This is a genomic window from Bradyrhizobium sp. Ec3.3 (genome assembly GCF_000472925.1).
In the GTDB taxonomy this organism is placed as follows: domain Bacteria; phylum Pseudomonadota; class Alphaproteobacteria; order Rhizobiales; family Xanthobacteraceae; genus Bradyrhizobium.
Map to the genome: position 1 here is coordinate 40,127 of NZ_AXAS01000047.1, position 21,723 is coordinate 61,849.

The window sequence follows — 21,723 nt, forward strand, 5'->3', positions numbered from 1 at the left end:
TGCGTAGTCCTAACGCGCCGATAGACGCTGCATCACGGCTTGTGCGATCTCGTAGTAGTGCAGCGCCCCTTTCTCGAGCGTGAGATTGTCGAGGACGTAATCGCGGGGCTTGAAGTCGCCGGCTTCGCTGTGTGCCCAGAACTCCGCCCAGCGCGACTTGAAACCTTCCGCGTTGGCGAACTTCATGCCGCAGCGCTCGTCCCAATAGGGCACCGAGGTGACGCCGCCTTCAAAGCGGACCTTGTGCGGAAAATAGCCGGGGTCCTGCCACGCGCCGCCGCGCTCCCAGGCGAGGACGGGAACGTTGCTCGCCAGTGCCTGCTGGCAGGCGATGCCCTGGCTCTCGTGCTCGCAGAGGAAGATCATGGTCCGGCAGCGCGCGAGCGCGGCCTTGTAGTCGTCCTCCTTGTAGCTGCCGTAGCGAACCTCCTCGAAGGAAAGACCGCTCGCCTTCAGATGCGCGCGGATCGGCTCGATCAGTTCGGTCTCGTAGCGGTCGTGCTCCCAGCGGACCTTGTCGTAGAGCAGCACGTCGACGCTCTTTTGTTCAGCAGGCAGCGACGTCCAGACATCGGTGTCGATGCCGACCGGCCAGGCCTCGACATTCGGCCAGCCCGGCCGGCACATCTCGACATACCACTGGCAGGGCACCACGATGTGCTTGATCGGCGCGCGCTTCAACAGGTCCGGATCGTCGATCGGGTGATTGTACATGGCAACGCCGAGCAGGATCGGATTCTTCCACGCGATGCGATCGAGCACGAAAGGCCGCCCGATGATGCAGGCGAGTTCCTCGGGGTGCTTGCGAATGTGGCGATAGTCGTTGACGCGATAGCGGATGCCGAGCCTGTCGAGCCCTGCGCACAGATTGAGGAACACGCGTTCCTGCCCGCTGATCCACGGCTTGCCGAACAAGAGGCGCCTGAGTAGCGGCCGCAGATGCCGGTCGCCGCGAAACCAGCGATCGTCCCTCTCCTCGAAGAAGAGGTTGAGCACCATCCGCTCGCCGCGCGCGATTTCCGGCTGTATCGGGGGCAACGCTGCACTCTTGCTCAGGCCGGCTCCCCTGCGGCCAGCCTCGGAGAGGCACACATCGGCCCGAGCACGTTCAACAACTTCCATGTCAGTCGGATCCACACCTGGCGACGATCGGCGACGCTCGAAACCACTGTTTCTATTGGGTGATCGAGCCTACGAGTTCAAGGCAACCGCAAATTTAACGCTAACGTACGAAATAGAGCCTAACGGGGAATTCGCCGGTCCGATTAGCCCGTTTATGTGAGTATTCTCGGACATGCTGCGGCGCAGTCGTCAACATAGCCCAACCAAGGTCCGACTGATTAACGAAGCGTTAATTGGCTGGAACAGTCACGCTCCCGTGCTCGCATGCTGAATCGCCATTTCTCCATCTATCTCGCGGCCTACATCCTGCCGGCGGCCGTCGGCTTTTTCGCGATCACGACCTACACGCGGCTCCTGAGTCCGGCGGAATATGGCGTCTACGTCGTAGGCCTCAGCATCGCCAGCATCCTGGGCGCGATCTTCTTCGCCTGGATCAAGCTGTCGGTCTCGCGCTACCAGGCGATGTCGCCGGAGGTGGATTTTCGCGGCACGGCGATGGTTGCCTTCGCGCTGACCGTCTCCGCTCTCTGCGCCGCGGCGCCGCTGACGTTCCTCTTCCATCGCGACGTCAGCTTCGAGTTGCTGCTCGCCAGCGTGTTCGTCGCCATCACCGCGAATGCGGTCGATGTCGGTCAGGAATTCGAGCGCGCCAAATTGCGCCCGTACAGGTTCGCGGCAATTGCGATCGTGCGCAGCCTGGCGAGCGTCGGCTTCGGGCTGCTCGCGATCTATTTGGGCTGGGGCGGGCTGGGTCTGCTCGCGGCGTTCGGGCTCGGCTCGCTGACCGGCATCGTTCTCAATCTCGCGGGCGACCAGACCAGGATCGCGCCCTGGGAGAAGAGCCAGCTCACGCAACTCGCCCGCTACGGCTTGCCGCTGACCATCGGCGGCCTCTCGGTCGCGCTCTATTCGACCAGCGACCGGCTGATCGTCGCCTATCTTCTCGGCAAGGATGCCGCCGGAATTTTCGGCGTTGCCGCCGATCTGCCGCGGCAGTTTCTGGTGATGCTGGCCTCGAGCGTCGCTGCGGCCACCGTGCCCATCGTGTTCCGGACGTTGAGCCAGGAGGGCCATGCCGCGACCCGTGAACGACTCAACGAAAGCCTCGAGCTCCTGCTCGTCGTGATCATGCCGGTCGCGATCTGGCTTGCGCTCGCTGCGGACCAGGTCGCCGGAACGCTCGTCGGCGTCGACTTCCGCGCCGGCGTGTCGGCGCTGCTGCCGATGCTGGTCGTCGCGCGGATGCTCGGCATCGCCAATCAGTTCTATGTCCAGATCAGCTTCCAGCTCGCCGAGCGGCCCTTCATCCTTGCCGCGCAGTCGTTCCTCACGCTGGTGCTGAGCATCGCGCTGATGTTCGCGCTGATTTCGGGCTTCGGGCTGTATGGCGCAGCGCTGGCAACGTTCGCGACCGAAGCCATCGGCTTCGTGGCCGCGGTCGTCCTGATGCGCCGCGCCTATGTGCTGCCGTTCGATCCGGGCCGGCTCGCGGGCGTGGGCGTTGCTTCGGCGATCATGGCGGCGGCGATCCTTGGCGTGCGGTCCCAGGTCAACGGCACCGGCCTGTTGTCGCTGATCGTGGTGAGCTTGGCCGGCGGCGTTGCTTATGCCGGCGCAGCCTGGCTGCTCAATGTCGCGAACGCCAGAACGCTGACGCTGCGGCTGTTGCGAAACTTCAACCGGAAGGCTCTCGGCGTCTAGCCGATACGACTAGCCGCGACCGACGAGATGCGCCGCGGAGCGCCAGGCATGATGCGACAGCACCTGGAGGCTGCGGACCGTTTCGACGCGAACGAGTGCGGTGTCGGTGGTGAGCGTCGCATTGGCGACTGCGCCGAGTGTCGCGCTGCGGTGGCGGCGCAGCACTTCGCCAAGTTCCGTCGTGCAACGCTCGAGCTCGGCGATGGCCTCGTCGGTCTGGATCGCGCGCGGACCGGCCATGGCGTCGACGCCATGCGGGACTGGCACGACCGGCTGCGATGGTGCGGCCACGCCGCGGGCGAGCGCAGCTGCGCTTCGCATCACTTCGGCGCAGAGTTCTCCTGCGCGGACGTCCTCCGGTCCATCCCTCACTGAAGCGAAATTGATTCCGCCATTCGCCACGTCCGTCAGCCGAGACGCATGGTCGAGTGCGTGCAATGTGCTGGTCAGACTCCGTTGCTCGTCCTCGGTGTCAGGCGGTCCGGCCACCTCCGACAAAAATATCTGTGCCTGTCGCAGGGCGTCGGCGGCGTCCTGCAGCGATACGGCGGCTCTCCCGAGACGGACTGGTGCAGCTCGGCCAGCCAGTGCCGCCTCGACCCAGGCGCAGACCGTTACGAGCACGCGCGCGATCGTTCGGCGTACCGCTTCGACGGCCACGATTGGGGTCACGAGCGCCGAGGGATCGAGACACCGCGTGAGCGGCGAGCCGCGCTCGGGCAGGATACGCTCGACCAGGCGCGTGAACTGGTTGATCAGCGGCAGCAGGACCACCACGCCGACGACATTGTACGCGGTATGATATCCGGCCAGCAGCGTGACGCCATCGATGCTGTTCGAGGCGCGCACGAGCAGTGGGATGGTGACAGGAAAGAGCACGAGCGCGATGACGGCGGCGATCAGCTTGAAAAGAACATAGGCAATGGCCAGCCGCTTGGCGGTGATGCTCGCGCCAATCGCGGCGAGGGCGGAGCTCGTCGCCGTTCCGATATTCTGGCCGATGATCAGCGCACAAGCCTGGTCCAGCCCGATCGCACCGGCGAAGTGACCGGACAAGGTCACCGCGACGGCGGCCGTTGACGACTGCATCAGGGCGGTCATCACCAGTCCGATCACGACGAGCACCAGCACGCCGAGCAGGCCCGACCACCACCGCCCGTCGGGACCCGCGAGAACGGCAGGAAGGTCCGCCGGGTGCAATCGTTCGGCGAGCCCGCCCATGCCCTGCTGCAAGGTCGTCAGCCCGAAAAGCACGAGCCCGAATCCGGCGAGCGCTGCGCCTGCGCCGGATATTCGCCCGCGCGCCAGAAGCTTGGTCAACGCGCCGGCGAAGATCATCGGCAGTGCCGCGGCGGTAAGCGAGACACGGACGCCAATGAGCGCGACCAGCCAGCCGGTGCCCGTGGTGCCGATATTGGCGCCGAACACCAATCCCAAGCCTTGCTGGAACGTCAGCAGGCCCGCGCTGACGAGGCCGATCGTCGTCATCGTCGTTGCACTCGACGACTGCACCAGGAGCGTGACGACGGCGCCCCAGAAGGAGCCGTGCAGCGGCGTCGCAGCGGCCTTGCCGAGCACGGTGCGCAGGGCGGAGCCGGCCAGCGCCTTCAGGCCTTCCGTCATCACGGTCATGCCGAGCAAGAAAAGACCGACGCCGCCGAGTACCGAGATTGCCGTAGACATGCGGGCTCCCGAAGTGAACGACGATCAGCCAGCCCCCTCTGACTGTAGCGCAGTTGCCGAAGTGAAGGCAGTTGACGACACAGCGTGGGAACTACGCGGCATTGAACGTTCAGTAAAACAATTTGCTAAACAAATTCGCTTGGCTTCGATCGCGTTGGCGTCGCGGTGATTGGCAGGTCTGCGTTCAATGGCGAGAAGCAAATTCACCGAAATCACGGCTCTTGTGCTGCGTTGCAGCAGGCTCCCGGCGAATGCGGCCGCGGACGAGCTTTTTTCCGGGCGCGCCAGAAACCGGCTTGACGGCTTCGAGAATTTAGTAATAGGTTTAGTACTACAAAAAAATAAACATCGCGCATCGAGCTGATGTGTGGGAGGAGCCCAACCCGTCCGGACCCGTTTCCGGGCGCGGTCCGTCTCGTTCTCCATCATCTCATCGCTCATCAACTCGGTTTCAGGGTCTTGGCGTTGCTCCGGAAAAGGCGCGCGCCGGGCGGGTTCGGTGGTTCAACGATAGAGAGGAAACGGACATGCGAAGACTCAAATGGCTAGGTGGTGCAGTGACGTCTGCGGTCCTCGGGGCCGCCGCGCTGGTGGCCGCGGGCGGCGGTGAAGCCGCGGCGGAAGGGAAGCAGCTCACGCTGTGCTGGGCGGCATGGGATCCGGCCAACGCCCTGGTCGAACTCGGCAAGGACTTCACCAAGCAATCCGGCATCGAGATGAAATACGAGTTCGTCCCCTGGACGAGCTATGCCGATCGCTTCCTGAACGAGCTCAACTCGCACGGCAAGCTCTGCGACCTGATCATCGGCGACAGCCAGTGGATCGGCGGTGCCGCCGAGAACAAGTGGTACGTCAAGCTCAACGACTTCTTCGACAAGGAGAAGATCTCGATGGACGATTTCGTCCAGGCGACCGTCGTCGGCTATTCGCAGTGGCCGAAGAACTCGCCGAACTACTGGGCACTGCCGGCGATGGCCGATGCGGTGGGCTGGACCTATCGCAAGGACTGGTTCTCGCGTCCCGACATTCAGTCGGCCTTCAAGGCCAAGTATGGCCGCGATCTCGCGCCGCCCAAGACCTTTGACGAGCTGAAGGAGATCGCCGCGTTCTTCCAGGGCCGCGAGATCGACGGCAAGAAGGTCTACGGAGCCTACATCTTCACCGAGCGCGGCTCCGAAGGCATCACGATGGGCGTGACCAACGCGCTCTACAATTACGGCTTCAACTATGAGAACCCAAAGAAGCCGTACCAGATGCAGGGCTTCGTCAATTCGGCGGATGCCGCCAAGGGACTCGAGTTCTACAAGGAGCTCTACAAGTGCTGCACCGCGCCGGGCCTGACCAACGCCTACATGCAGGAAGGTCTCGACGCCTTCAAGTCCGGCCAGGTGGCGATGCAGATGAACTGGTTCGCCTTCTTCCCCGGGCTCTACAAGGACCCGAACGTCGGCGGCGACAAGATCGGCTTCTTCGTCAATCCGGCCGGCCCAAACGGTCACTTCACCCAGCTCGGCGGGCAGGGCATCTCGGTCGTCGCGACATCTGACCACAAGGAAGATGCGCTCGCCTACATCAAGTGGTTCGCGCAGCCGACCGTGCAGCAGAAGTGGTGGCAGCTCGGCGGCTACTCGGCGCTGAAGGCCGTCGTCAACGCGCCTGACTTCCCCGCGAGCGCGTCGTTTGCTCCGCAGTTCCTGGAGTCGATGGCGATCGTAAAGGACTTCTGGGCCGAGCCGTCCTACGCCCAGCTGCTCCTCGACATGCAGAAGCGCGTGCATGACTACGTCGTCGCCGACAAGGGAACGGCGCAGCAGGCGCTCGATCTCCTGGTGAAGGACTGGACCAAGGTCTTCAAGGAGCAGGGCAAGCAGGTCGCCTCGCAATAAACGAGACTGCCCGCATCGACCTCACTGGTTTCCCCGGGGCGAAGTGTCCCGGGGAAGCCGAACCAGCCAGCCGATGGACAAGATGACCACCATTCTCCAACCCGATCATGTTACGATCCCCGGCGTGAGCGAGCCCGCCAAATCTCGTGCCACGCGACGAGTCCGCGGCCTGTCGGACCGGGCCATCGCCTGGCTGTTCGTCGCGCCGACGATCGCGCTTCTGCTCGCGATCAACATCTTTCCGCTGGTCTGGATGATCAGGCTCTCCTTCACGAGCCTCAACCTCAGCATGTCCTATCTGCCGCTGCGGTTCGTCGGCCTGGACAATTTCACCGACATCTTAACCGACGAGGATGTCTGGTTCAGGCTCCAGACCACGGCGCAGTTCGTGATCTCGTCGGTGGCGTTGCAGGTGGTCATCGGATTTGGGCTCGCGCTGCTCATCAACCGCCAGTTTCGCGGTCACAGCTTCTGGACCACGATGATCCTGCTGCCGATGATGCTGTCGCCTGCGGTCGTCGGCAACTTCTGGACCCTGCTGTTCCAGCCGCAGATCGGACCGTTCAATTACCTGATCAGCCTGTTCACCGGCGTGCCGCCGAGCTCGTTCAGCATGACCGGCGAGGTCGCGCTGGCACCGTGGACGATCGTCCTCGTCGATACCTGGATGTGGGCGCCTTACGTCATGCTGATCTGCCTCGCAGGGCTGCGCTCCATTCCCGACTACATCTATGAGGCCGCCGAAGTCGATCGTGCCTCGGCCTGGCGCCAGTTCTGGTCGATCACGCTGCCGATGACGGTGCCGTTCCTGATGCTCGCCGTCCTGTTCCGTGCGATCGAGAACTTCAAGATGTTCGACATGGTCAACCTCCTGACCTCGGGCGGACCGGGATCGACCACCGAGCTGGTCTCGATCACCCTGAAGCGCGCGGCATTCGAGAAATGGCGCACCGGCTATTCCTCCGCGCTCGCCATCATCCTGTTCGTGACCGTGTTCGGTGCAGCCAACATCTACGTCAAGGTGCTCAACAAGGTGAAGCAACGATGACCGCCGCTATCGCCAAATCCACCGCTCACTCCATCGTCGAATCTACGCCGCGCGCAAAGGCGGTGGCCGGCAGCCTGGTCATCCTCTATGCGGTGATCACGATCCTGCCGCTCGTCTGGATCGTCGCCACGGCGTTCAAGTCGCAGAGCGATGCGATTGCCTATCCGCCCAAGGTGCTGTTCCAGCCGACGCTGGAGGGCTATGTGAACCTGTTTACGGTGCGCACGCGGCAGACGCCGGACTTCATCGCAAAGCTGCCGCCACCGGAGACCTGGTACGACAAGCTCGTGCGCCAGCACGACATGGTGATCGCCGGTCCCTCGAAGGTCGTGCCGCGCTTCGTCAATTCGCTCATCATCGGCTTCGGCTCGACCTTCCTCGCCGTCTTCCTCGGCACGCTCGCGGCCTATGCATTCTCGCGGTTTCGCATTCCGCTTGCCGACGACCTCCTGTTCTTCATCCTGTCGACGCGCATGATGCCGCCCGTTGCGGTCGCAATCCCGATCTATCTGATGTACCGCCAGCTCAACCTGACCGACACCAGGCTCGGAATGATCCTGCTCTACACGGCGGTCAATGTCTCGCTCGCGGTCTGGCTGCTCAAGGGGTTCATCGACGAGATTCCGCGCGAATACGAGGAGGCTGCCCTGGTCGACGGCTACACGCGACTGCAGGCGCTGCGAAAGGTGGTGCTGCCGCAGGCGGTGACGGGCATCGCGGCAACGGCGATCTTCTGCCTGATCTTCTCCTGGAACGAGTATGCCTTCGCGGTCCTCCTCACCAGCGGCGAAGCCCAGACCATGCCGCCCTTCATCCCCTTCATCATCGGCGAAGGCGGACAGGACTGGCCGGCAGTTGCTGCCGCGACCACGCTGTTCGTCGTCCCGATCGTTCTGTTCACCGTTCTGTTGCGCAAGCATCTGTTGCGCGGCATCACCTTCGGAGCTGTACGCAAATGAGCGGTTCTGCGATTGCCAATGGCGGCTTGATGCGCTGGTTCCGGCGCGGTCCCTGGGAGGCCGGAGCGACGATCCTGATCGGCGTCGGCATCGTGATGCTGGTGCAGCCGTTCTCGCTCGATCTCTACAGCTATTCGTTCGTGACGATCCTGGCCGGCACGCTCGGCTACGTCATCGTGAGCCATTTTCCGGAATAGGACGGCAGACATGGCACAGATCCGCGTCGAAAACCTGCGCAAGTCGTTCGATCAGTTCACCGCCGTCGAAGGCTCGAACTTCACCATCGATGACGGCACCTTCTTTGCGATGCTCGGCCCCTCCGGCTGCGGTAAGACGACGACGCTGCGCATGATCGCCGGCCTCGAGCTGCCGACCGAGGGCAAGATCCTGCTCGATGGCGAGGACGTGACCTTCGAGCGGGCATCCGCCCGCGACATCGCCTTTGTGTTCCAGCTCTTCGCGCTCTATCCGCACATGAACGTCGCAGGAAACATCGGCTTTCCACTGAAGTGCCAGGGCATGGGCCGCCGCGAAATTCGCCAGCGCGTCGAGGAAACTGCGCGGCTGCTGCGGATCGAGCATCTGTTGTCGAGCAAGACGTCAAAGCTGTCGGGCGGTGACCGCCAGCGCGTGGCCCTCGGCCGGGCGATGGTGCGGCGGCCGAAGGCCTTCCTGATGGACGAGCCGCTCGGAGCCCTCGATGCCGAGTTTCGCCATCTGATGTGCGGCGAGCTCCGTGATCTCCACGATCGCATCGGCGCGACCACGATCTACGTGACGCACGACCAGCTCGAGGCGATGTCGATGGCGGACCAGATCGCAGTAATGAATAGGGGACGCGTCGAGCAGATCAGCTCGCCGCAGGAGATCTATGATCGGCCCGCGAGCATGTTCGTTGCCGACTTTATCGGCTCACCGTCGATGAACTTCCTGCGCTTTGAGGGCGGCCTGCATTGCGGCGACCGCGCGGTCAGTTTCCATGACACCGACATTGCCGTGCCGGAGATACGCGAGGACCGTGCCAGCGCCCCGCTGGTGCTCGGCGTGCGCCCGGAACATATCCGTTTCACCGATGCTGCGCCGGTTCGCGGCGAGGTGTTCGGCGCGGAATATCTCGGCACCAACCAGATCGTCACTGTCGACACCGCGCATGGGCGCGTTGCGGCTCGGCTGCCGTCCGCCACGCCGGTGCGGATCGGCGAGACGGTCGGTCTCGAATTCCACTCCGAACGGCTGGCGCTGTTCGATGCCGGCAGCGGCCTTGCGATCCGCACCGCGAACGGGGGAGGCGCTCGCCATGGCTGACGTCATTCTGCGTAACATCAGCAAGCGTTTTGGTGCTGTCGAGGCCGTGCGCGAATTGTCGCTTGCGGTCAACGACGGCGAGTTTCTCGTCCTGCTCGGCCCGAGCGGCGCCGGCAAGACCACGACGCTGCGGCTGATCACCGGGCTCGAGCAACCCGATTCGGGCTCGGTCATGATCAACGGCCGCGACGTCACGCTCGATCCTCCGGGGTCGCGCGACATCGCGTTCGTCTTCCAGCAATATTCGCTCTATCCGCATCTGTCGGTTTACGACAATCTGGCGTTTCCGCTGCGCTCGCCGGCGCGGCGCGTTCCGGAACCGGTCATCCGCCAGCGCGTCGAACAGACCGCGGAGCTCCTGCATATCGCCAGCAAGCTGAACAATCGCGCCACCCGCCTGTCCGGCGGCGAGATGCAGCGGGTCGCCATCGGACGCGCCCTGGTGCGGGATCCGTCGATCTACCTGATGGACGAGCCGCTGTCGTCGCTGGATGCGAAGCTGCGCGCCGAGCTTCGCCTCGAGCTCAAGCGGATCCAGGTCGAGCTCGGTGCAACCATACTCTATGTGACACACGATCAGGTGGAAGCCATGACCATGGCCACGCGCATTGGCGTGATCAAGGACGGCCAGCTTCTCCAGCTCGGCACGCCGCGGGAGATCTACGAGAGCCCGTCCAGTACGTACGTCGCGTCACGGCTCGGCACGCCCCAGATCAACCTTCTTCCGGCTCGCCTTGCTTCGGAGATAGTCCTTCCACCCGGGACCGAGACCATCGGCATCCGCACCGAGCATCTGCAGATCGCCGCGCGCAATGGGGGGCGATTGATCGGCCGCGTGCATCGGGTCGAGCACCTGGGTGAGCAGAATCACGTACACCTGGACTACAAGGGCCAGACGCTGGTGACGCTTGCGGACCCGCGCCAGCCGCTCCAGGTCGGTCAGGAGGTTGAATTGCACCTGAAGCATCCGCTTTACTTCGACGGCGTCGGGCAACGCATCAACGCCATGGTTCACTGAGGATAATTCAATGTCGCTGCAACCCGAGACATTCAAGTCGCTGCTCAAGGTGGCCGCCGAACAGGTCATCGCCAGCGCGCCGGAGCTCACGACGCTGGATCAGGCGATCGGCGACGGCGATCACGGCACGAACATGAAGCGCGGTTTCGAGGCCGTGCTCGGCAAGCTCGATGCGATCTCCGCGCAGCCGTTCGACGAGGCGCTGAAGACCATCGGCAAGACGCTGGTGATGACCGTCGGCGGTGCCTCGGGGCCGCTCTACGGCAGCTTCTTTCTTGCCGCGGGTGAAGCGCTGTCGCATGACAAGCATCTGCCGGACGATCTCGCGGAAGTTTTTGCGAGCGGGGTCGACGCGGTGAGCAAACGCGGCCGCTCGCACGCCGGCGAGAAGACCATGCTCGACGTGCTCGTTCCCGTCCTGGAGGCCTTGAAGACCGATGCCGGGCGACCCGACATCGTCGAGCGCATTCGCACCACGGCCGCCGAAGCCGCCGAGCGGACTGCGCCGATGCAGGCGACCAAGGGACGCGCGTCGTTCCTCGGGCCTCGCAGCGTTGGACATGTCGATCCCGGTGCACGGTCGAGCTGCGTCCTTCTGCAAGCGGTGTGCGCGAGCCTGGAGGGGCGGCCGTGAACGACACCGTGAGCATCGTGATCGTCTCGCATTCCAAGGACATCGCCAAAGGCACCGCCGACATGGTGCGGCAGATGGTCGGCAGCGAGGTCAAGGTCGCCTTCTGCGGCGGCAACCCCGAGGGCGGACTGGGGACCAGCGTCGCCCTGATCGTCGATGCCATCAATGACGCCTGGTCGCCGAAGGGTGTTGCGATTCTCGTCGATCTCGGCGGCGCCGAGACCAACAGCGAAATGGCGGTCGAAATGCTGGACCCCGAGCGGCGTGATCTTGTTGTCGTCTGCAACGCACCGATCGTCGAAGGCGCCGTGATGGCGGCGACTGAAGCCGCGGGCGGCAGCTCGCTGGCCGAGGTGCGGGCCGTGGCCGAGGAACTCTCTGCCGACTGACAACAGTTCGGCGAAGCGAAGATGGAATATGACGATGCTGGAAACCTCAAATGTGAACGGACAGATCTTCACGGGCAACGTGCAGCTGGTGCACGCGGTCGGCATGCATGCGCGTCCGGCGGTCAAGCTGACCAAGCTCGCCAAGAAGTTCGAGGCGCAGATATCGGTCCGCGTTGCCGGCGCGGCCGAGTGGATCAATGCCAAGAGCGTGGCCAAGATCATGGCGATGCGCGCCGCCCACGGCAGCATCATCGAGATCAAGGCGCTGGGCAGTGATGCGGAAGCTGCCGTCGCCGCGCTGATCGATCTGATCGCGACCGATTTTCCGGATGGGACCGCTTAAAATGCGAGACAGCGCTTCACGACTGGCCTACCGCGGCAGAACCGCCTCGATCGGTTTTGCCCAGGGCCCGTTCGTCCGGGTCGACGCGGGCGCGAACGGCGAACGGGTCGCCGGCACCCTGGTCGATGAAGCGCTTGCGCTGCGAAGTGCGATCGATACCGCGAGCCGGCAGATCGCCGAGCTCGCCGCAATCGCCGGCGGCGAAGCCGCGCAAATCCTGGAATTCCAGGTCGCGCTGCTGGAGGACGAGGATCTGGTCAGCGCGATCCTCGCGGCGATCGGCGAAGGCGAACCCGCGGACGCCGCCTGGCGCGCGGTGCTCGACGAGCAGATCGCGGACTATAATTCGGCGCCGGACGAATATCTGAAGGCGCGCAGCTCGGATCTTGCCGACCTTCGCGATCGCGTGTTGAACATCTTGCGCGGCGGCGGGGGCCATGCGTTGAGAATTCCGAGCGGTGCGGTGGTCTGCGCCGACGATCTGCCGCCCTCGCGTTTCCTGGAGATCGACTGGTCTGATGGCGGCGGCCTGGCGCTGCTGCGCGGCAGTCCGACGAGCCACGTCGCGATGCTGGCGCGCGCCCGCGGCATACCGATGGTGGTGCAACTCGGCGCGGTCCCGGCAGGCAGCACGGCGCTGCTCGACGGCGAGGGCGCAACGCTCGAGCTCGATCCCAGCATCGAGCAGATCGGCCTGTTCGAGAAGCGGCGGGAGATCCACCGCAAGAGCAGGGCTTCTGCGCGAGCCATCCTGCGGCGGCCGGCGGCGTCCTGGCGCGGCGATCGGATCAAGCTCCTCATCAACATCCAGCGCGTCGAGGACCTCGACTATCCGGATGCGCAATATGCCGACGGCGTCGGCCTGATGCGCACCGAGTTTCTGCTTTCGGAGCGCGGCCTGCCTGACGAGGAGACGCAGTTTCAGGTCTACGACCAGGTCCTGCGCTGGGCCGAGCGGCGTCCGGTGACGATCCGCACCTTTGACGCAGGCGGCGACAAGCCGGTGCCGGGCTTCACGCCGGATGGCGAGGCAAACCCCTTCCTCGGCGTACGCGGCCTTCGTCTTTGTCTGGCTCGGCCCGAGATCTTTGCGGTCCAGCTCCGCGCTCTGGCGCGTGCGGCGGTGCGCGGAAATCTCAAGGTCATGTTCCCGATGGTCACCTCGGCCCACGAGGTCGAGGCGGCTCGAAAGCTGTTTGCCGACATCGTGCAGGACTTGCAGGGGAAAGGCACTGCCGCGATGCTTCCCGACCTCGGAATCATGGTCGAGGTGCCCGCGGCGGCGCTTTCGATCGCCAGTTTCAAGAGCGCCTTCTTCTCGATCGGGTCGAACGACCTTGCGCAATACGTCCTTGCCTGCGACCGCTCAAATGGAGCTCTCGCACCCCTGGTGGATCCCTTGCATCCCGCTGTTCTCGAACTGATCACGCGGACCGCGGAGCACGGCCGGCGCGCCGGAATTCCCGTGAGCCTGTGCGGCGACATGGCGAGCGATCCGCGCTGCATTCCTGCGCTGCTCGATTGCGGGCTGCGCGAGCTCTCGGTGAATGTTTCGGCGCTTGCGCAGATCAAGCAAACGATCGATCGTCTAGGCAGCGGAGGTGGGACTTGACTGACGCCGTTGTCGATGAACCGGCGGAAGCCGGTGCCGTTGCCGTCTACAAGCGCATTTTCAAGGAGGTGCTGGACAAGCGCCCCTCGGGGATGCGGCTGCGGCTCGCCCATGCCATGGGAAAGAACCGGAGCTTCGTCAGCCAGATCTCCAATCCGGCCTATCCGGTGCCGATCCCGGTGCAGCATCTCAACACGATCTTCGACGTCTGCCACTTTCCTCCGCAGGCGAAGGCAGCCTTTCTGCGCGCCTATGCGCGCGCCCATCCGCGCAGGATCAGCCGGCTGACCGAGGGACCGCACGAGCGGACCTTGACGCTGCATCTGCCCGATCTCGGCAGCGGCAAGCGGAATGCTCAGCTCGACGCGCTGCTCCAGGAGTTCGCGCGCCGACTGATTGCCATCATGCAGGAAAAAGAATGAGGCATAAGTGATGGGGAGGGTCGCATGAAGAAGTTCATCAATTCCGTCGACGACGTCCTGGCCGAGAGCCTGGACGGGTTTGCCGCGGCGCATGCCGATCTCGTGACGCTGGGATCCGAACGCAAATTCGTGCGCCGCCGTGAGCTCAACCCGAAAAAGGTGGCGCTGGTCTCGGGCGGCGGCAGCGGGCACGAGCCGCTGCATGCCGGCTTCGTCGGCTATGGCATGCTCGACGCCGCCTGTCCGGGGCAGGTCTTCACGTCGCCGACGCCGGACCAGATCGTCGAGGCTGCCCAGGCTGTCGCTGGTGACGCCGGCGTGCTGTTCATCGTGAAGAATTATGCCGGCGACCGCATGAATTTCGAGATGGCGGCGGAGATCGCCGAAGGCCGGATTGCTACCATCGTGACGGATGATGACGTCGCGGTTGAGAACTCTACCCACAGCATCGGCCGCCGTGGCGTCGCCGGGACGCTGATCGTCGAGAAGATCGTTGGCGCGGCCGCTGAGAAGGGCCTTGATCTCGCCGGCTGCGTTGCGCTCGGCGAGCGCGTCAATGCGAAAACGCGCTCGATGGGCGTGGCGCTGACGAGCTGCACCGTCCCGGCCGCGGGCGGGCCGACTTTCGCGCTCGCCGAGGACGAGATGGAGATGGGCGTCGGCATTCACGGCGAGCCCGGGCGCCGCCGCGTCAAGCTGGAGCGGGCCGACGCCATCGCCTTCGAGATGACGACGGCCATCGCGGAGGATCTCGACGCACGGGAGGGGGCCGAGGCGCTCCTGCTCGTCAACGGCTTCGGCGGCACACCCACGATCGAGCTCTATCTGATGTACCAGGCGGCGCGAAAGCTGCTCGAGAAGCGCGGCCTGCGCATCACCCGCTCGCTGGTCGGCAGCTACGTCACCTCGCTCGACATGGCCGGCTGTTCGCTCACGTTGAGCCTGCTCGATGCCGAGACGACGGCGCTGTGGGACCACCCGGTCCGCACCGCAGCCCTCAAATGGTGAGCCTCGCCTGATATGGACCACTGAGCGATCCTGAACTCCGCCGCGATGGAATGCCGGCCCCGCTAGCGGGCTGTCCATCGCGCCGGTTTGCTCCCTGAAACTGGCCGTGCCATCAGGCACGGCATTTTTTTGCGAAACGCTCGCGACTCAATTTTCCGTGTTTTTTTAGATTTTTGTTGGGAGCTCGATCGGACTGCCTGCGCGGCCGGTTGCGTCTACCGAACTGGAACCCATGTACCAGGATCCATGTTAGTTTGCCGGTCGCGCTGGCATTCCCAAGGATGCGATGAACGGCGACCTGCCCTTGGCTAGCGTCAGGCCGGCTACTGGCAACTCAGCGTCACGCTACGGTGGTACGAGCCCATGAAACGAACGGATCGCGCCAATGCAACTGAAGCCGTCGATCCCCGCTTCACGGATTTGGACGCTTGGTCGGGGACCGCGGCATTGGAAGCGATGTGGGAAGGTCAGCTCGCGGCCGTCGCGGCCGTCGGCCAGTGTCTTCCCGCGCTCGCCGCGGCGACGGCTGCCGCGGCAGAGGCCCTCGGAGATGACGGGCGCCTGGTCTATGTCGGCGCAGGAACGTCCGGCAGGGTGGCCATCCAGGACGGCGCCGAGCTGACGCCTACCTTCGCGTGGCCTCAACAGCGGGTTCACTTCATCATCGCCGGCGGAGAGAGCGCGTTTGTCACCAGCGTCGAAGGCGCGGAAGACGACGTCGATGACGCAATCGCCCAGATCGATGCCGCAAGGCTGTCGTCACACGACGTTGTCATCGCGGTTGCGGCGAGCGGCACGACCCCGTTCACCGTAGCCGCATTGCGCCAGGCCGGCCGATACCAGGCCGTGACCGTCGGCATCGCCAATAATCGCCAGGCCCCGCTGCTTGCAGCCGCGAAATATCCGGTCCTCGTCGAGACCGGGCCCGAGCTCATCGCCGGTTCGACGCGGATGAAGGCCGGCACGGCCCAGAAGATCGTCCTCAACCTGATGTCGACCGGCATCATGCTGCGTCTTGGTCGCGTCTACCGCGGCATGATGGTCAACATGCTGCCCACGAACGCGAAGCTGAAGCGCCGTGCCGAGGCGATGGTCGCCCACATCACAGGTTGCAGCGAAGCGCAAGCTGCCTCTGCCCTGGAAGAGACCGGCGGCGACATCAAGCTGGCCGCGCTCGTCGTGCTCGGATACGACAAGACGGAAGCGGCGAACCTTCTCGCCGGCCACAAGGGCAATCTTCGTCGCGTGTTTGATGATCTGGGGTGAGGGCGCGGCAGGCGGCATACTCACCGCAGCAGCCCCGAAGTCCGCCCCTCGTCAATTGGGCCCGATCACGGCGTCAACCTGGCGGCTACCGTTCCGGGTAACGGCGATGACGCCGTTGCGAATGGTAAATCTGGCGCCAAGCAGTTTCCGCACCTTGTCCGTGATCGGAGAAGGAAAGGGGATGGTTTCTCCCGCGACGGGATCGCCGACCTTGATCGGCTCAGTCGCGGACGGCGCAATCGGGGCAGGCTTGATAAAGTCTCTGATCAGCTGAATCTCTTCGCGCGAGAGGATGAGCAAGCCCTGGTCAGGACGGGGCTCCGCCGCTGGCTTGGGTGTTTCGCTGCTTTGCCTGTCACGTGCCTCGTTGGCGATCTGATCGAGCCTGGCGACGTGCAGCTTGAGCGCGATGATCTCGCGTTGCAGCGTTGTGATCTCTGCTTTGAGCGACGTGACCTGCGTGAAGACGATGGTCACGCAAACGCAGCTGACGATCACGAGGACGCTCAACAATGCGAGCAACCAGCGCTCGACATTTCCTCCCGACGGCCTCGTCGCCTCGGGGGCCTGATCGCGCAGGACATGGCCACGCCAGATGCTGCGTGCTCGCCCCACCCATCTGGCAAAGGCGGTCATGTCTCCCGCCTCATCGCCCCCGGAACCGAAGTGCACGGACGACACGGCAGAGGCCTCGTGGGCCGGGTGAACCGCGGGTGCTCTGCTACTTTGCCCGGTGCCTGACCCCAGCTCCTGGTCCTCTGGAACATGATCCTCCGGTGGAGGACGAGCGGCGGCGTGCAACGGATCACGCTCCATTCGCAGATCAAGCCGGCCGATATCCGTTCTCGATGGAGCCATCTGTCAACTTCAGCAGCTGCGCCGATGCGGCTTGAGTGCCCCGAGGGTCGTGTTGCGACGCTGCGGTTTGCGTGCCGACGCCGCCGAATCGGCAACTCGTTCCCGCATGTTTCACGGACGTAAACCGTGCCGATAAGCAAGGCCCGTGTCAATTGGAGGCGACGGCGGCTGTGTGGGGCCGAGCTTGCTCGTGAATTCAGGTTGTCAGCCAAGGCGCACGCGCCAGCTATCGCTCTGGCACGCCGCTCGAATTGCCGAGTTGGGCCGGCGGCACGATCGAATGACGGGCGGCAAAATCGATCAAGGCGCCTCGCGCGGGACTATCAGGCTGCAGCAAGTCCCTGTGCGTGCCGAACAAGGTCACGGCGACCTCGATCTCGCCTTGCCAGTTCGTGATCGCGGATGAGATCGCGCTCAGTCCCGGAATGTAGCGTCCATCGACATAGGCAATCCGCTCGCGCCGGATTTTCGTCGTCAATGCCTCGACGCTTTCCGGGTTGGGATTGAGATCCGGCCAGCTGACGCCGACTGACGCGGCACGCTCGAGTTCGTTTTGCAGCCGCCCGGCCAGTTGTGGGGACGGCAGGTAAGACAAGAAGACGCGTCCGGTCGCGGAGTCCAGCAAGGGAAACGTGCTGCCGAGACCGATCGACGTGGTCGTCAGATGGGGACCTCTCTCCATTCGGACCACGGTCGGGCCATTGTGGCTCCAGACGGCCAGCAGTGCAGCCTGGCCCGTCGTCGCGGCCAATTCCTCGAGCTCGTCGGAGGCGCGGACGACGAAGTTGTTCCGGCTGATGGCCGCAACGCCCAACTCCGCGGCTTCGCGGCCGAGGTCGTACCGGCCGGAGCGCTCCTTCTGCACGGCAAGTCCCGCATGAATGAAGCTCGCCAGGTAGCGATGCACCTTGCTCGGTGGCATCCCGGCTTCGCGCGCGATATCCGACAGTGTCGCCGGCCCGTCAAAGGATCGCAGGACTCGCAGGACCGAAAGCGCGGCGTCGAGAGCCTGGATACCGCCGGGAGCCGTCCCGCCGCTCTCTTCGCCAGTGTCTTTCGGAGGCGTCCGTTTCATTTCAGCAATTCCCTGAACTCTTGCGGCACGCTGGCGCCGCGGAGTTCGCCCGTGTCCGTGACAGAGGCCCAGGCGCGCTGTTCGAAGCCGCTCGCAATCTGCACGTTTCCGACCGACAGCTTGTAGTCGATTCGAAACTTTCGCTCTCGCCACTCGGCGATTTCAGCGCGGACCACCAGCTCATCGTCGTAGCGGGCAGGTCCGACAAACTGGGCGCCGACATCGACGAGCGGCGTGACGCTTTTGAAGCGGCGCTTGAGCTCCCGCTGGCTCAAACCGTGCTTACGCAGCCAGCGCTGATAGGTGCAGTCAAACCAATAGAAGTAGTTGGGATAAAAGACGATTCCGGCTTCGTCGCAATCGCCCCACTCGATCGTGAAAGCTGTCTCAAACATCCGAAAACCCTCCTGTCGCACGACGCCGGACCGAAGCTTAGCTTCGGCGGCTTCATTCCCTATAAGAAAAATGTTTCCTCACTGCGCAAAAATATATTGCATATTGAGAAATTGATTGCATAATACGCAATAAGAAAACGGCAAGCAAACCAACAGGGAAGGGAAGGTCATGCGGCTCAGTCGCATTGCTGTGATGGGGGGCGGTCCTGCGGGGCTGTATTTCGCCTACTTGTGGAAGCGTCGGCACCCCGACGCCCACGTCGACGTCTTAGAGCAGAATCCGGAAGGCGCCACCTGGGGCTTTGGCGTCGTCTTCTCCGACAAGGCGCTCGACTTCCTTCGCGCCGATGATCCGGAAACGGCGGACGCCGTCTCAGCGCGCATGGAGACATGGCGCGACATCACGCTCGTTCATCGCGGCGAGAGCGTCGCGCTCGACGGCGTCGGCTTCTCCGCGGTCGGACGGCTCGATTTCATCACGCAACTGACCCAGCGTGCCCGATCCGCCGGTGCGGATCTGCATTTCGGCACGATCGTGCGCTCGGTCGACGAGCTCGCGGGATACGATCTGATCGTTGCTGCCGACGGCGTGAACTCGCTGGTTCGAAGGAGCTACGAAGGCGACTTCAAGACGTCCCTTTCATATGACGACAACAAGTTCGCCTGGTACGGCACCACCAAGCGCTTCGAGACGCTGACCCAGACCTTCGTCGAAACCGAGTTCGGCAGCTTCAACGCCCATCATTACCGTTACTCGCCGACGATGAGCACGTTCATCGTCGAGTGCGATCGCGCAACGTGGCTGCGCGCCGGTTTTGCGGAGAAGACCGAGGAAGAGAGCAGGACTCTTTGCGAGAAGGTGTTCGCCGACACGCTCGAAGGGCATCCGCTCGTCAACAACAAGTCGATCTGGCGGAATTTCCCGTGGCTGTGGAACGATCGCTGGTCACACCGCAACATGGTGCTCGTGGGTGACGCGCTTCACACCGCGCACTTCTCGATCGGATCGGGCACGCGCCTGGCGCTCGAGGACGTCATCGCCCTCGTCAATGCGCTGGACAGTGAACCGAACGATCTCCGCCGCGCGCTGGAAGTCTACGAGGCTCTGCGCCGCCCGGTGGTGGAGAAGCTGGTCAAAGCGGCAAGGACGAGCGCGGCCTGGTACGAGCGCTTTGCCGAGCACATGAAGCTAAAGCCGCTGGATTTCGGCTACAGCTACATCACCCGTTCGGGGCGGATCGACGACAATCAGCTCCGCGCGATGTCGCCGCGCTTCATGGCGCGCTACGACGCCAGTTCATTGGTCCCAAGCACGTAAGCGATGATGAGGAGCGCTTCCATGACGAACGGAATCGGCCAGGTACTCGCGGACGCGATCGTGGACCAAGTGCCCGACAATGCGCCGGGCGCACAGGAGATCGGGTTTGAAATCGCCGAGCGCTACAACGCCAGCGAAATCCTCTTCGACAATCTCGGGGCGGGTCGTGCCGATAAGGTCGCGATCTTTGCCGCGACCGGCAACACCAGCTATGCCGAGCTGTGTGTCAAGGCCGCCAAATGCGGAAACGCGCTCAAATCGCTCGGGCTTGCCGCCGGTGAGCGCGTGCTCCTCCTGCTGAACGACACGGCCGCTTACCCTGCGGTGTTCTTTGGCGCGATCCGTGCCGGCTTCGTGCCGATGCTGATCAATACGTTGTCGCCCAAGGACCTCATCGGCTTCTACCTTCAGGACTCGGCCGCGCCGGTTGCGGTCGTCGACGCCGAATATGCTGCCCTGTTCGACCAGGAGACGGTCGCGGGAACGCGGCTGCGCGCGCTGGTCGTCGTCAATGGCGATGCCGCGTGCGAGCCGTCCTCGATCAAGGTTCTGAATGGCGACCAATGGTTTGCCCAGTTTCCTGAAGAGCTGGACGCAGCACCCACGCGTCGTGACGACATGGCGTTCTGGATGTACAGCTCGGGCAGTACCGGCCGGCCGAAAGGCATCGTGCATCTCCAGCACGACATGGCCTACACGGCTGATAGTTTCGGGCGTCACATCCTGGGAATCGAAGAGAACGACATCTGTTTCTCGGTGCCGAAGATCTTCTTCGCCTACGGCTTCGGCAATTCGATCACGTTCCCGTTCTCGGTCGGCGCCAGCACGGTCCTGCTCGCCGGGCGGCCCGAGCCAGGCGCTATTCTTGATATGATCGAGCGGTTCAAGCCGACCCTCTTCTTCGGCCTGCCGACGCTTTACAACGCGTTGCTGCATCATCCTCGCATCGAAACTGCCGACCTGTCGAGCGTGCGCTTGTGCCTGTCGGCCGCCGAAGTGCTGTCGCAGGATATCTTCAACGACTGGCGGCGACGCTTCGGGCTCGAGATCGTCGAAGGACTCGGATCGACCGAGGTGCTGCACATCTATCTCTCGAACACGCGCGAACGGAGGAAGACCGGGACCGCCGGCAAGCGCGTTCCGGGATACGAGATCCGACTGACCACGCCCGAAGGAGAGCCCGTCGCGCAAGGCGAAGAAGGCGTGATGTGGGTCCGCGGTCACTCCAACGCGCCGTGCTACTGGAACAGGCCCGACAAGACCGAACAGACCATGCGCGAGGAGGGGTGGATCTGGACCGGCGACAGGCTGGTCGAGGATGCCGACGGCTTCTTCACCTTCGTCGGTCGCGTCGACGATCTCATCAAGGTGAGCGGGCAGTGGATCTACCCGGTCGAGATCGAGCTCTGCCTGTCGGATCATCCCGCGGTCCGGGAATGCGCGGTCCTTGGCCTCGAGCTTCCCGATCGCCGCATGACCACGAAGGCATTTGTGATCCTTCAGGACGGTCATACGCCGAGCGAGTCGTTGACGCGTGAGCTGCAGGATCACGTCAAATCGAAACTGCTCCCCTACAAATATCCACGCCTGATCGAATACTGGTCCGATTTGCCGAAGACGGGAACGGGCAAGATCGATCGGCAGAAGCTGCGTAGCGCCCCGCTGGGGGCCTGACCAAGCA

The 21,723-nt window shown here is 63.8% G+C and carries 21 protein-coding genes; 16 read left to right on the top strand and 5 right to left on the bottom strand.

The window, feature by feature from the left end; all coding sequences use genetic code 11:
• Positions 1-9: 9 nt before the first annotated feature.
• Positions 10-999 carry a glycosyltransferase gene (locus tag YUU_RS52570; RefSeq protein WP_051390018.1) on the bottom strand — a complete coding sequence of 330 codons (990 nt, stop codon included), beginning with the start codon at positions 997-999 and terminating at the stop codon, positions 10-12.
• Between the two features lie 387 nt (positions 1,000-1,386).
• Between YUU_RS52570 and YUU_RS0133320 the strand changes: the two genes are divergently transcribed.
• Positions 1,387-2,823, top strand: coding sequence for a lipopolysaccharide biosynthesis protein (locus tag YUU_RS0133320; protein ID WP_027526238.1), 1,437 nt, complete (start codon positions 1,387-1,389; stop codon positions 2,821-2,823).
• A 9-nt stretch (positions 2,824-2,832) separates the two neighbouring features.
• Here the strand turns inward: YUU_RS0133320 and YUU_RS0133325 are convergent, their stop codons facing one another.
• The gene (locus tag YUU_RS0133325) at positions 2,833-4,506 is read right to left on the bottom strand and encodes a Na/Pi cotransporter family protein (protein ID WP_027526239.1); all 1,674 of its coding nucleotides are present in this window, start codon (positions 4,504-4,506) and stop codon (positions 2,833-2,835) included.
• 527 nt (positions 4,507-5,033) lie between these two features.
• Between YUU_RS0133325 and YUU_RS0133330 the strand changes: the two genes are divergently transcribed.
• The 13 genes from YUU_RS0133330 to YUU_RS0133390 all read left to right on the top strand — a co-directional run bounded on the left by YUU_RS0133330 (position 5,034) and on the right by YUU_RS0133390 (position 16,396).
• On the top strand, positions 5,034-6,392 hold the full coding sequence (locus tag YUU_RS0133330) for an ABC transporter substrate-binding protein (protein ID WP_027526240.1): 1,359 nt from the start codon (positions 5,034-5,036) through the stop codon (positions 6,390-6,392).
• A 73-nt stretch (positions 6,393-6,465) separates the two neighbouring features.
• On the top strand, positions 6,466-7,440 hold the full coding sequence (locus tag YUU_RS0133335) for a carbohydrate ABC transporter permease (RefSeq protein ID WP_156944639.1): 975 nt from the start codon (positions 6,466-6,468) through the stop codon (positions 7,438-7,440).
• Positions 7,437-8,399 (top strand): carbohydrate ABC transporter permease, encoded by a 963-nt coding sequence (locus YUU_RS0133340; RefSeq protein WP_027526242.1) that lies wholly within the window; start codon positions 7,437-7,439, stop codon positions 8,397-8,399. Before YUU_RS0133335 ends, YUU_RS0133340 begins: the two co-directional genes overlap by 4 nt.
• Positions 8,396-8,596: a hypothetical protein gene (locus YUU_RS0133345; RefSeq protein ID WP_027526243.1), complete on the top strand. Its 201-nt coding sequence runs from the start codon at positions 8,396-8,398 to the stop codon at positions 8,594-8,596. Before YUU_RS0133340 ends, YUU_RS0133345 begins: the two co-directional genes overlap by 4 nt.
• A 10-nt stretch (positions 8,597-8,606) precedes the next feature.
• Positions 8,607-9,704: an ABC transporter ATP-binding protein gene (locus tag YUU_RS0133350; protein WP_027526244.1), complete on the top strand. Its 1,098-nt coding sequence runs from the start codon at positions 8,607-8,609 to the stop codon at positions 9,702-9,704.
• Positions 9,697-10,722 carry an ABC transporter ATP-binding protein gene (locus YUU_RS0133355; RefSeq protein ID WP_027526245.1) on the top strand — a complete coding sequence of 342 codons (1,026 nt, stop codon included), beginning with the start codon at positions 9,697-9,699 and terminating at the stop codon, positions 10,720-10,722. Before YUU_RS0133350 ends, YUU_RS0133355 begins: the two co-directional genes overlap by 8 nt.
• Positions 10,723-10,732: 10 nt before the next feature.
• A complete protein-coding gene (gene dhaL / locus YUU_RS0133360) occupies positions 10,733-11,356 on the top strand; it encodes a dihydroxyacetone kinase subunit DhaL (RefSeq protein ID WP_027526246.1) in 624 nt (207 codons plus the stop codon).
• On the top strand, positions 11,353-11,745 hold the full coding sequence (gene dhaM, locus YUU_RS0133365; protein WP_027526247.1) for a dihydroxyacetone kinase phosphoryl donor subunit DhaM: 393 nt from the start codon (positions 11,353-11,355) through the stop codon (positions 11,743-11,745). The genes dhaL and dhaM overlap by 4 nt, the downstream gene beginning before the upstream one ends.
• A gap of 34 nt (positions 11,746-11,779) precedes the next feature.
• On the top strand, positions 11,780-12,088 hold the full coding sequence (locus tag YUU_RS0133370; protein WP_063621770.1) for an HPr family phosphocarrier protein: 309 nt from the start codon (positions 11,780-11,782) through the stop codon (positions 12,086-12,088).
• Position 12,089: 1 nt separating this feature from the next.
• Complete coding sequence (gene ptsP, locus YUU_RS0133375) at positions 12,090-13,700, top strand: phosphoenolpyruvate--protein phosphotransferase (RefSeq protein ID WP_027526249.1); 1,611 nt, start codon at positions 12,090-12,092, stop codon at positions 13,698-13,700.
• Positions 13,697-14,122: a hypothetical protein gene (locus YUU_RS0133380; protein WP_027526250.1), complete on the top strand. Its 426-nt coding sequence runs from the start codon at positions 13,697-13,699 to the stop codon at positions 14,120-14,122. The genes ptsP and YUU_RS0133380 overlap by 4 nt, the downstream gene beginning before the upstream one ends.
• A 24-nt stretch (positions 14,123-14,146) precedes the next feature.
• The gene (dhaK, locus tag YUU_RS0133385; protein ID WP_027526251.1) at positions 14,147-15,130 is read left to right on the top strand and encodes a dihydroxyacetone kinase subunit DhaK; all 984 of its coding nucleotides are present in this window, start codon (positions 14,147-14,149) and stop codon (positions 15,128-15,130) included.
• 363 nt (positions 15,131-15,493) lie between these two features.
• Positions 15,494-16,396, top strand: a complete 903-nt coding sequence (locus tag YUU_RS0133390) for an N-acetylmuramic acid 6-phosphate etherase (RefSeq protein WP_027526252.1) — start codon at positions 15,494-15,496, stop codon at positions 16,394-16,396.
• A 51-nt stretch (positions 16,397-16,447) separates the two neighbouring features.
• Here the strand turns inward: YUU_RS0133390 and YUU_RS0133395 are convergent, their stop codons facing one another.
• From YUU_RS0133395 to YUU_RS0133405, 3 genes are all read right to left on the bottom strand, one after another.
• Positions 16,448-17,032 (bottom strand): hypothetical protein, encoded by a 585-nt coding sequence (locus YUU_RS0133395; RefSeq protein ID WP_084801660.1) that lies wholly within the window; start codon positions 17,030-17,032, stop codon positions 16,448-16,450.
• A 448-nt stretch (positions 17,033-17,480) separates the two neighbouring features.
• A complete protein-coding gene (locus YUU_RS0133400; protein ID WP_027526254.1) occupies positions 17,481-18,329 on the bottom strand; it encodes an IclR family transcriptional regulator in 849 nt (282 codons plus the stop codon).
• Positions 18,326-18,724, bottom strand: a complete 399-nt coding sequence (locus tag YUU_RS0133405) for a thioesterase family protein (protein ID WP_035664074.1) — start codon at positions 18,722-18,724, stop codon at positions 18,326-18,328. The genes YUU_RS0133400 and YUU_RS0133405 overlap by 4 nt, the downstream gene beginning before the upstream one ends.
• A 169-nt stretch (positions 18,725-18,893) precedes the next feature.
• Between YUU_RS0133405 and YUU_RS0133410 the strand changes: the two genes are divergently transcribed.
• A complete protein-coding gene (locus tag YUU_RS0133410; RefSeq protein WP_035664077.1) occupies positions 18,894-20,042 on the top strand; it encodes an FAD-dependent monooxygenase in 1,149 nt (382 codons plus the stop codon).
• A gap of 21 nt (positions 20,043-20,063) precedes the next feature.
• Entirely contained in the window at positions 20,064-21,716 is a 1,653-nt protein-coding gene (locus YUU_RS0133415) for a benzoate-CoA ligase family protein (protein WP_035664090.1), read from the top strand.
• The last annotated feature ends 7 nt before the right edge of the window (positions 21,717-21,723 follow it).

What these genes read in the sequence shown, in the direction of transcription:
- YUU_RS52570 (WP_051390018.1), bottom strand. Translation starts at nt 999, where the DNA reads ATGGTGCTCAACCTCTTCTTCGAGGAGAGGGACGATCGCTGGTTTCGC.
- YUU_RS0133320 (WP_027526238.1), top strand. Translation starts at nt 1,387, where the DNA reads ATGCTGAATCGCCATTTCTCCATCTATCTCGCGGCCTACATCCTGCCG.
- YUU_RS0133325 (WP_027526239.1), bottom strand. Translation starts at nt 4,506, where the DNA reads ATGTCTACGGCAATCTCGGTACTCGGCGGCGTCGGTCTTTTCTTGCTC.
- YUU_RS0133330 (WP_027526240.1), top strand. Translation starts at nt 5,034, where the DNA reads ATGCGAAGACTCAAATGGCTAGGTGGTGCAGTGACGTCTGCGGTCCTC.
- YUU_RS0133335 (WP_156944639.1), top strand. Translation starts at nt 6,466, where the DNA reads ATGGACAAGATGACCACCATTCTCCAACCCGATCATGTTACGATCCCC.
- YUU_RS0133340 (WP_027526242.1), top strand. Translation starts at nt 7,437, where the DNA reads ATGACCGCCGCTATCGCCAAATCCACCGCTCACTCCATCGTCGAATCT.
- YUU_RS0133345 (WP_027526243.1), top strand. Translation starts at nt 8,396, where the DNA reads ATGAGCGGTTCTGCGATTGCCAATGGCGGCTTGATGCGCTGGTTCCGG.
- YUU_RS0133350 (WP_027526244.1), top strand. Translation starts at nt 8,607, where the DNA reads ATGGCACAGATCCGCGTCGAAAACCTGCGCAAGTCGTTCGATCAGTTC.
- YUU_RS0133355 (WP_027526245.1), top strand. Translation starts at nt 9,697, where the DNA reads ATGGCTGACGTCATTCTGCGTAACATCAGCAAGCGTTTTGGTGCTGTC.
- dhaL (WP_027526246.1), top strand. Translation starts at nt 10,733, where the DNA reads ATGTCGCTGCAACCCGAGACATTCAAGTCGCTGCTCAAGGTGGCCGCC.
- YUU_RS0133370 (WP_063621770.1), top strand. Translation starts at nt 11,780, where the DNA reads ATGCTGGAAACCTCAAATGTGAACGGACAGATCTTCACGGGCAACGTG.
- ptsP (WP_027526249.1), top strand. Translation starts at nt 12,090, where the DNA reads ATGCGAGACAGCGCTTCACGACTGGCCTACCGCGGCAGAACCGCCTCG.
- dhaK (WP_027526251.1), top strand. Translation starts at nt 14,147, where the DNA reads ATGAAGAAGTTCATCAATTCCGTCGACGACGTCCTGGCCGAGAGCCTG.
- YUU_RS0133390 (WP_027526252.1), top strand. Translation starts at nt 15,494, where the DNA reads ATGAAACGAACGGATCGCGCCAATGCAACTGAAGCCGTCGATCCCCGC.
- YUU_RS0133395 (WP_084801660.1), bottom strand. Translation starts at nt 17,032, where the DNA reads ATGACCGCCTTTGCCAGATGGGTGGGGCGAGCACGCAGCATCTGGCGT.
- YUU_RS0133400 (WP_027526254.1), bottom strand. Translation starts at nt 18,329, where the DNA reads ATGAAACGGACGCCTCCGAAAGACACTGGCGAAGAGAGCGGCGGGACG.
- YUU_RS0133405 (WP_035664074.1), bottom strand. Translation starts at nt 18,724, where the DNA reads ATGTTTGAGACAGCTTTCACGATCGAGTGGGGCGATTGCGACGAAGCC.
- YUU_RS0133410 (WP_035664077.1), top strand. Translation starts at nt 18,894, where the DNA reads ATGCGGCTCAGTCGCATTGCTGTGATGGGGGGCGGTCCTGCGGGGCTG.
- YUU_RS0133415 (WP_035664090.1), top strand. Translation starts at nt 20,064, where the DNA reads ATGACGAACGGAATCGGCCAGGTACTCGCGGACGCGATCGTGGACCAA.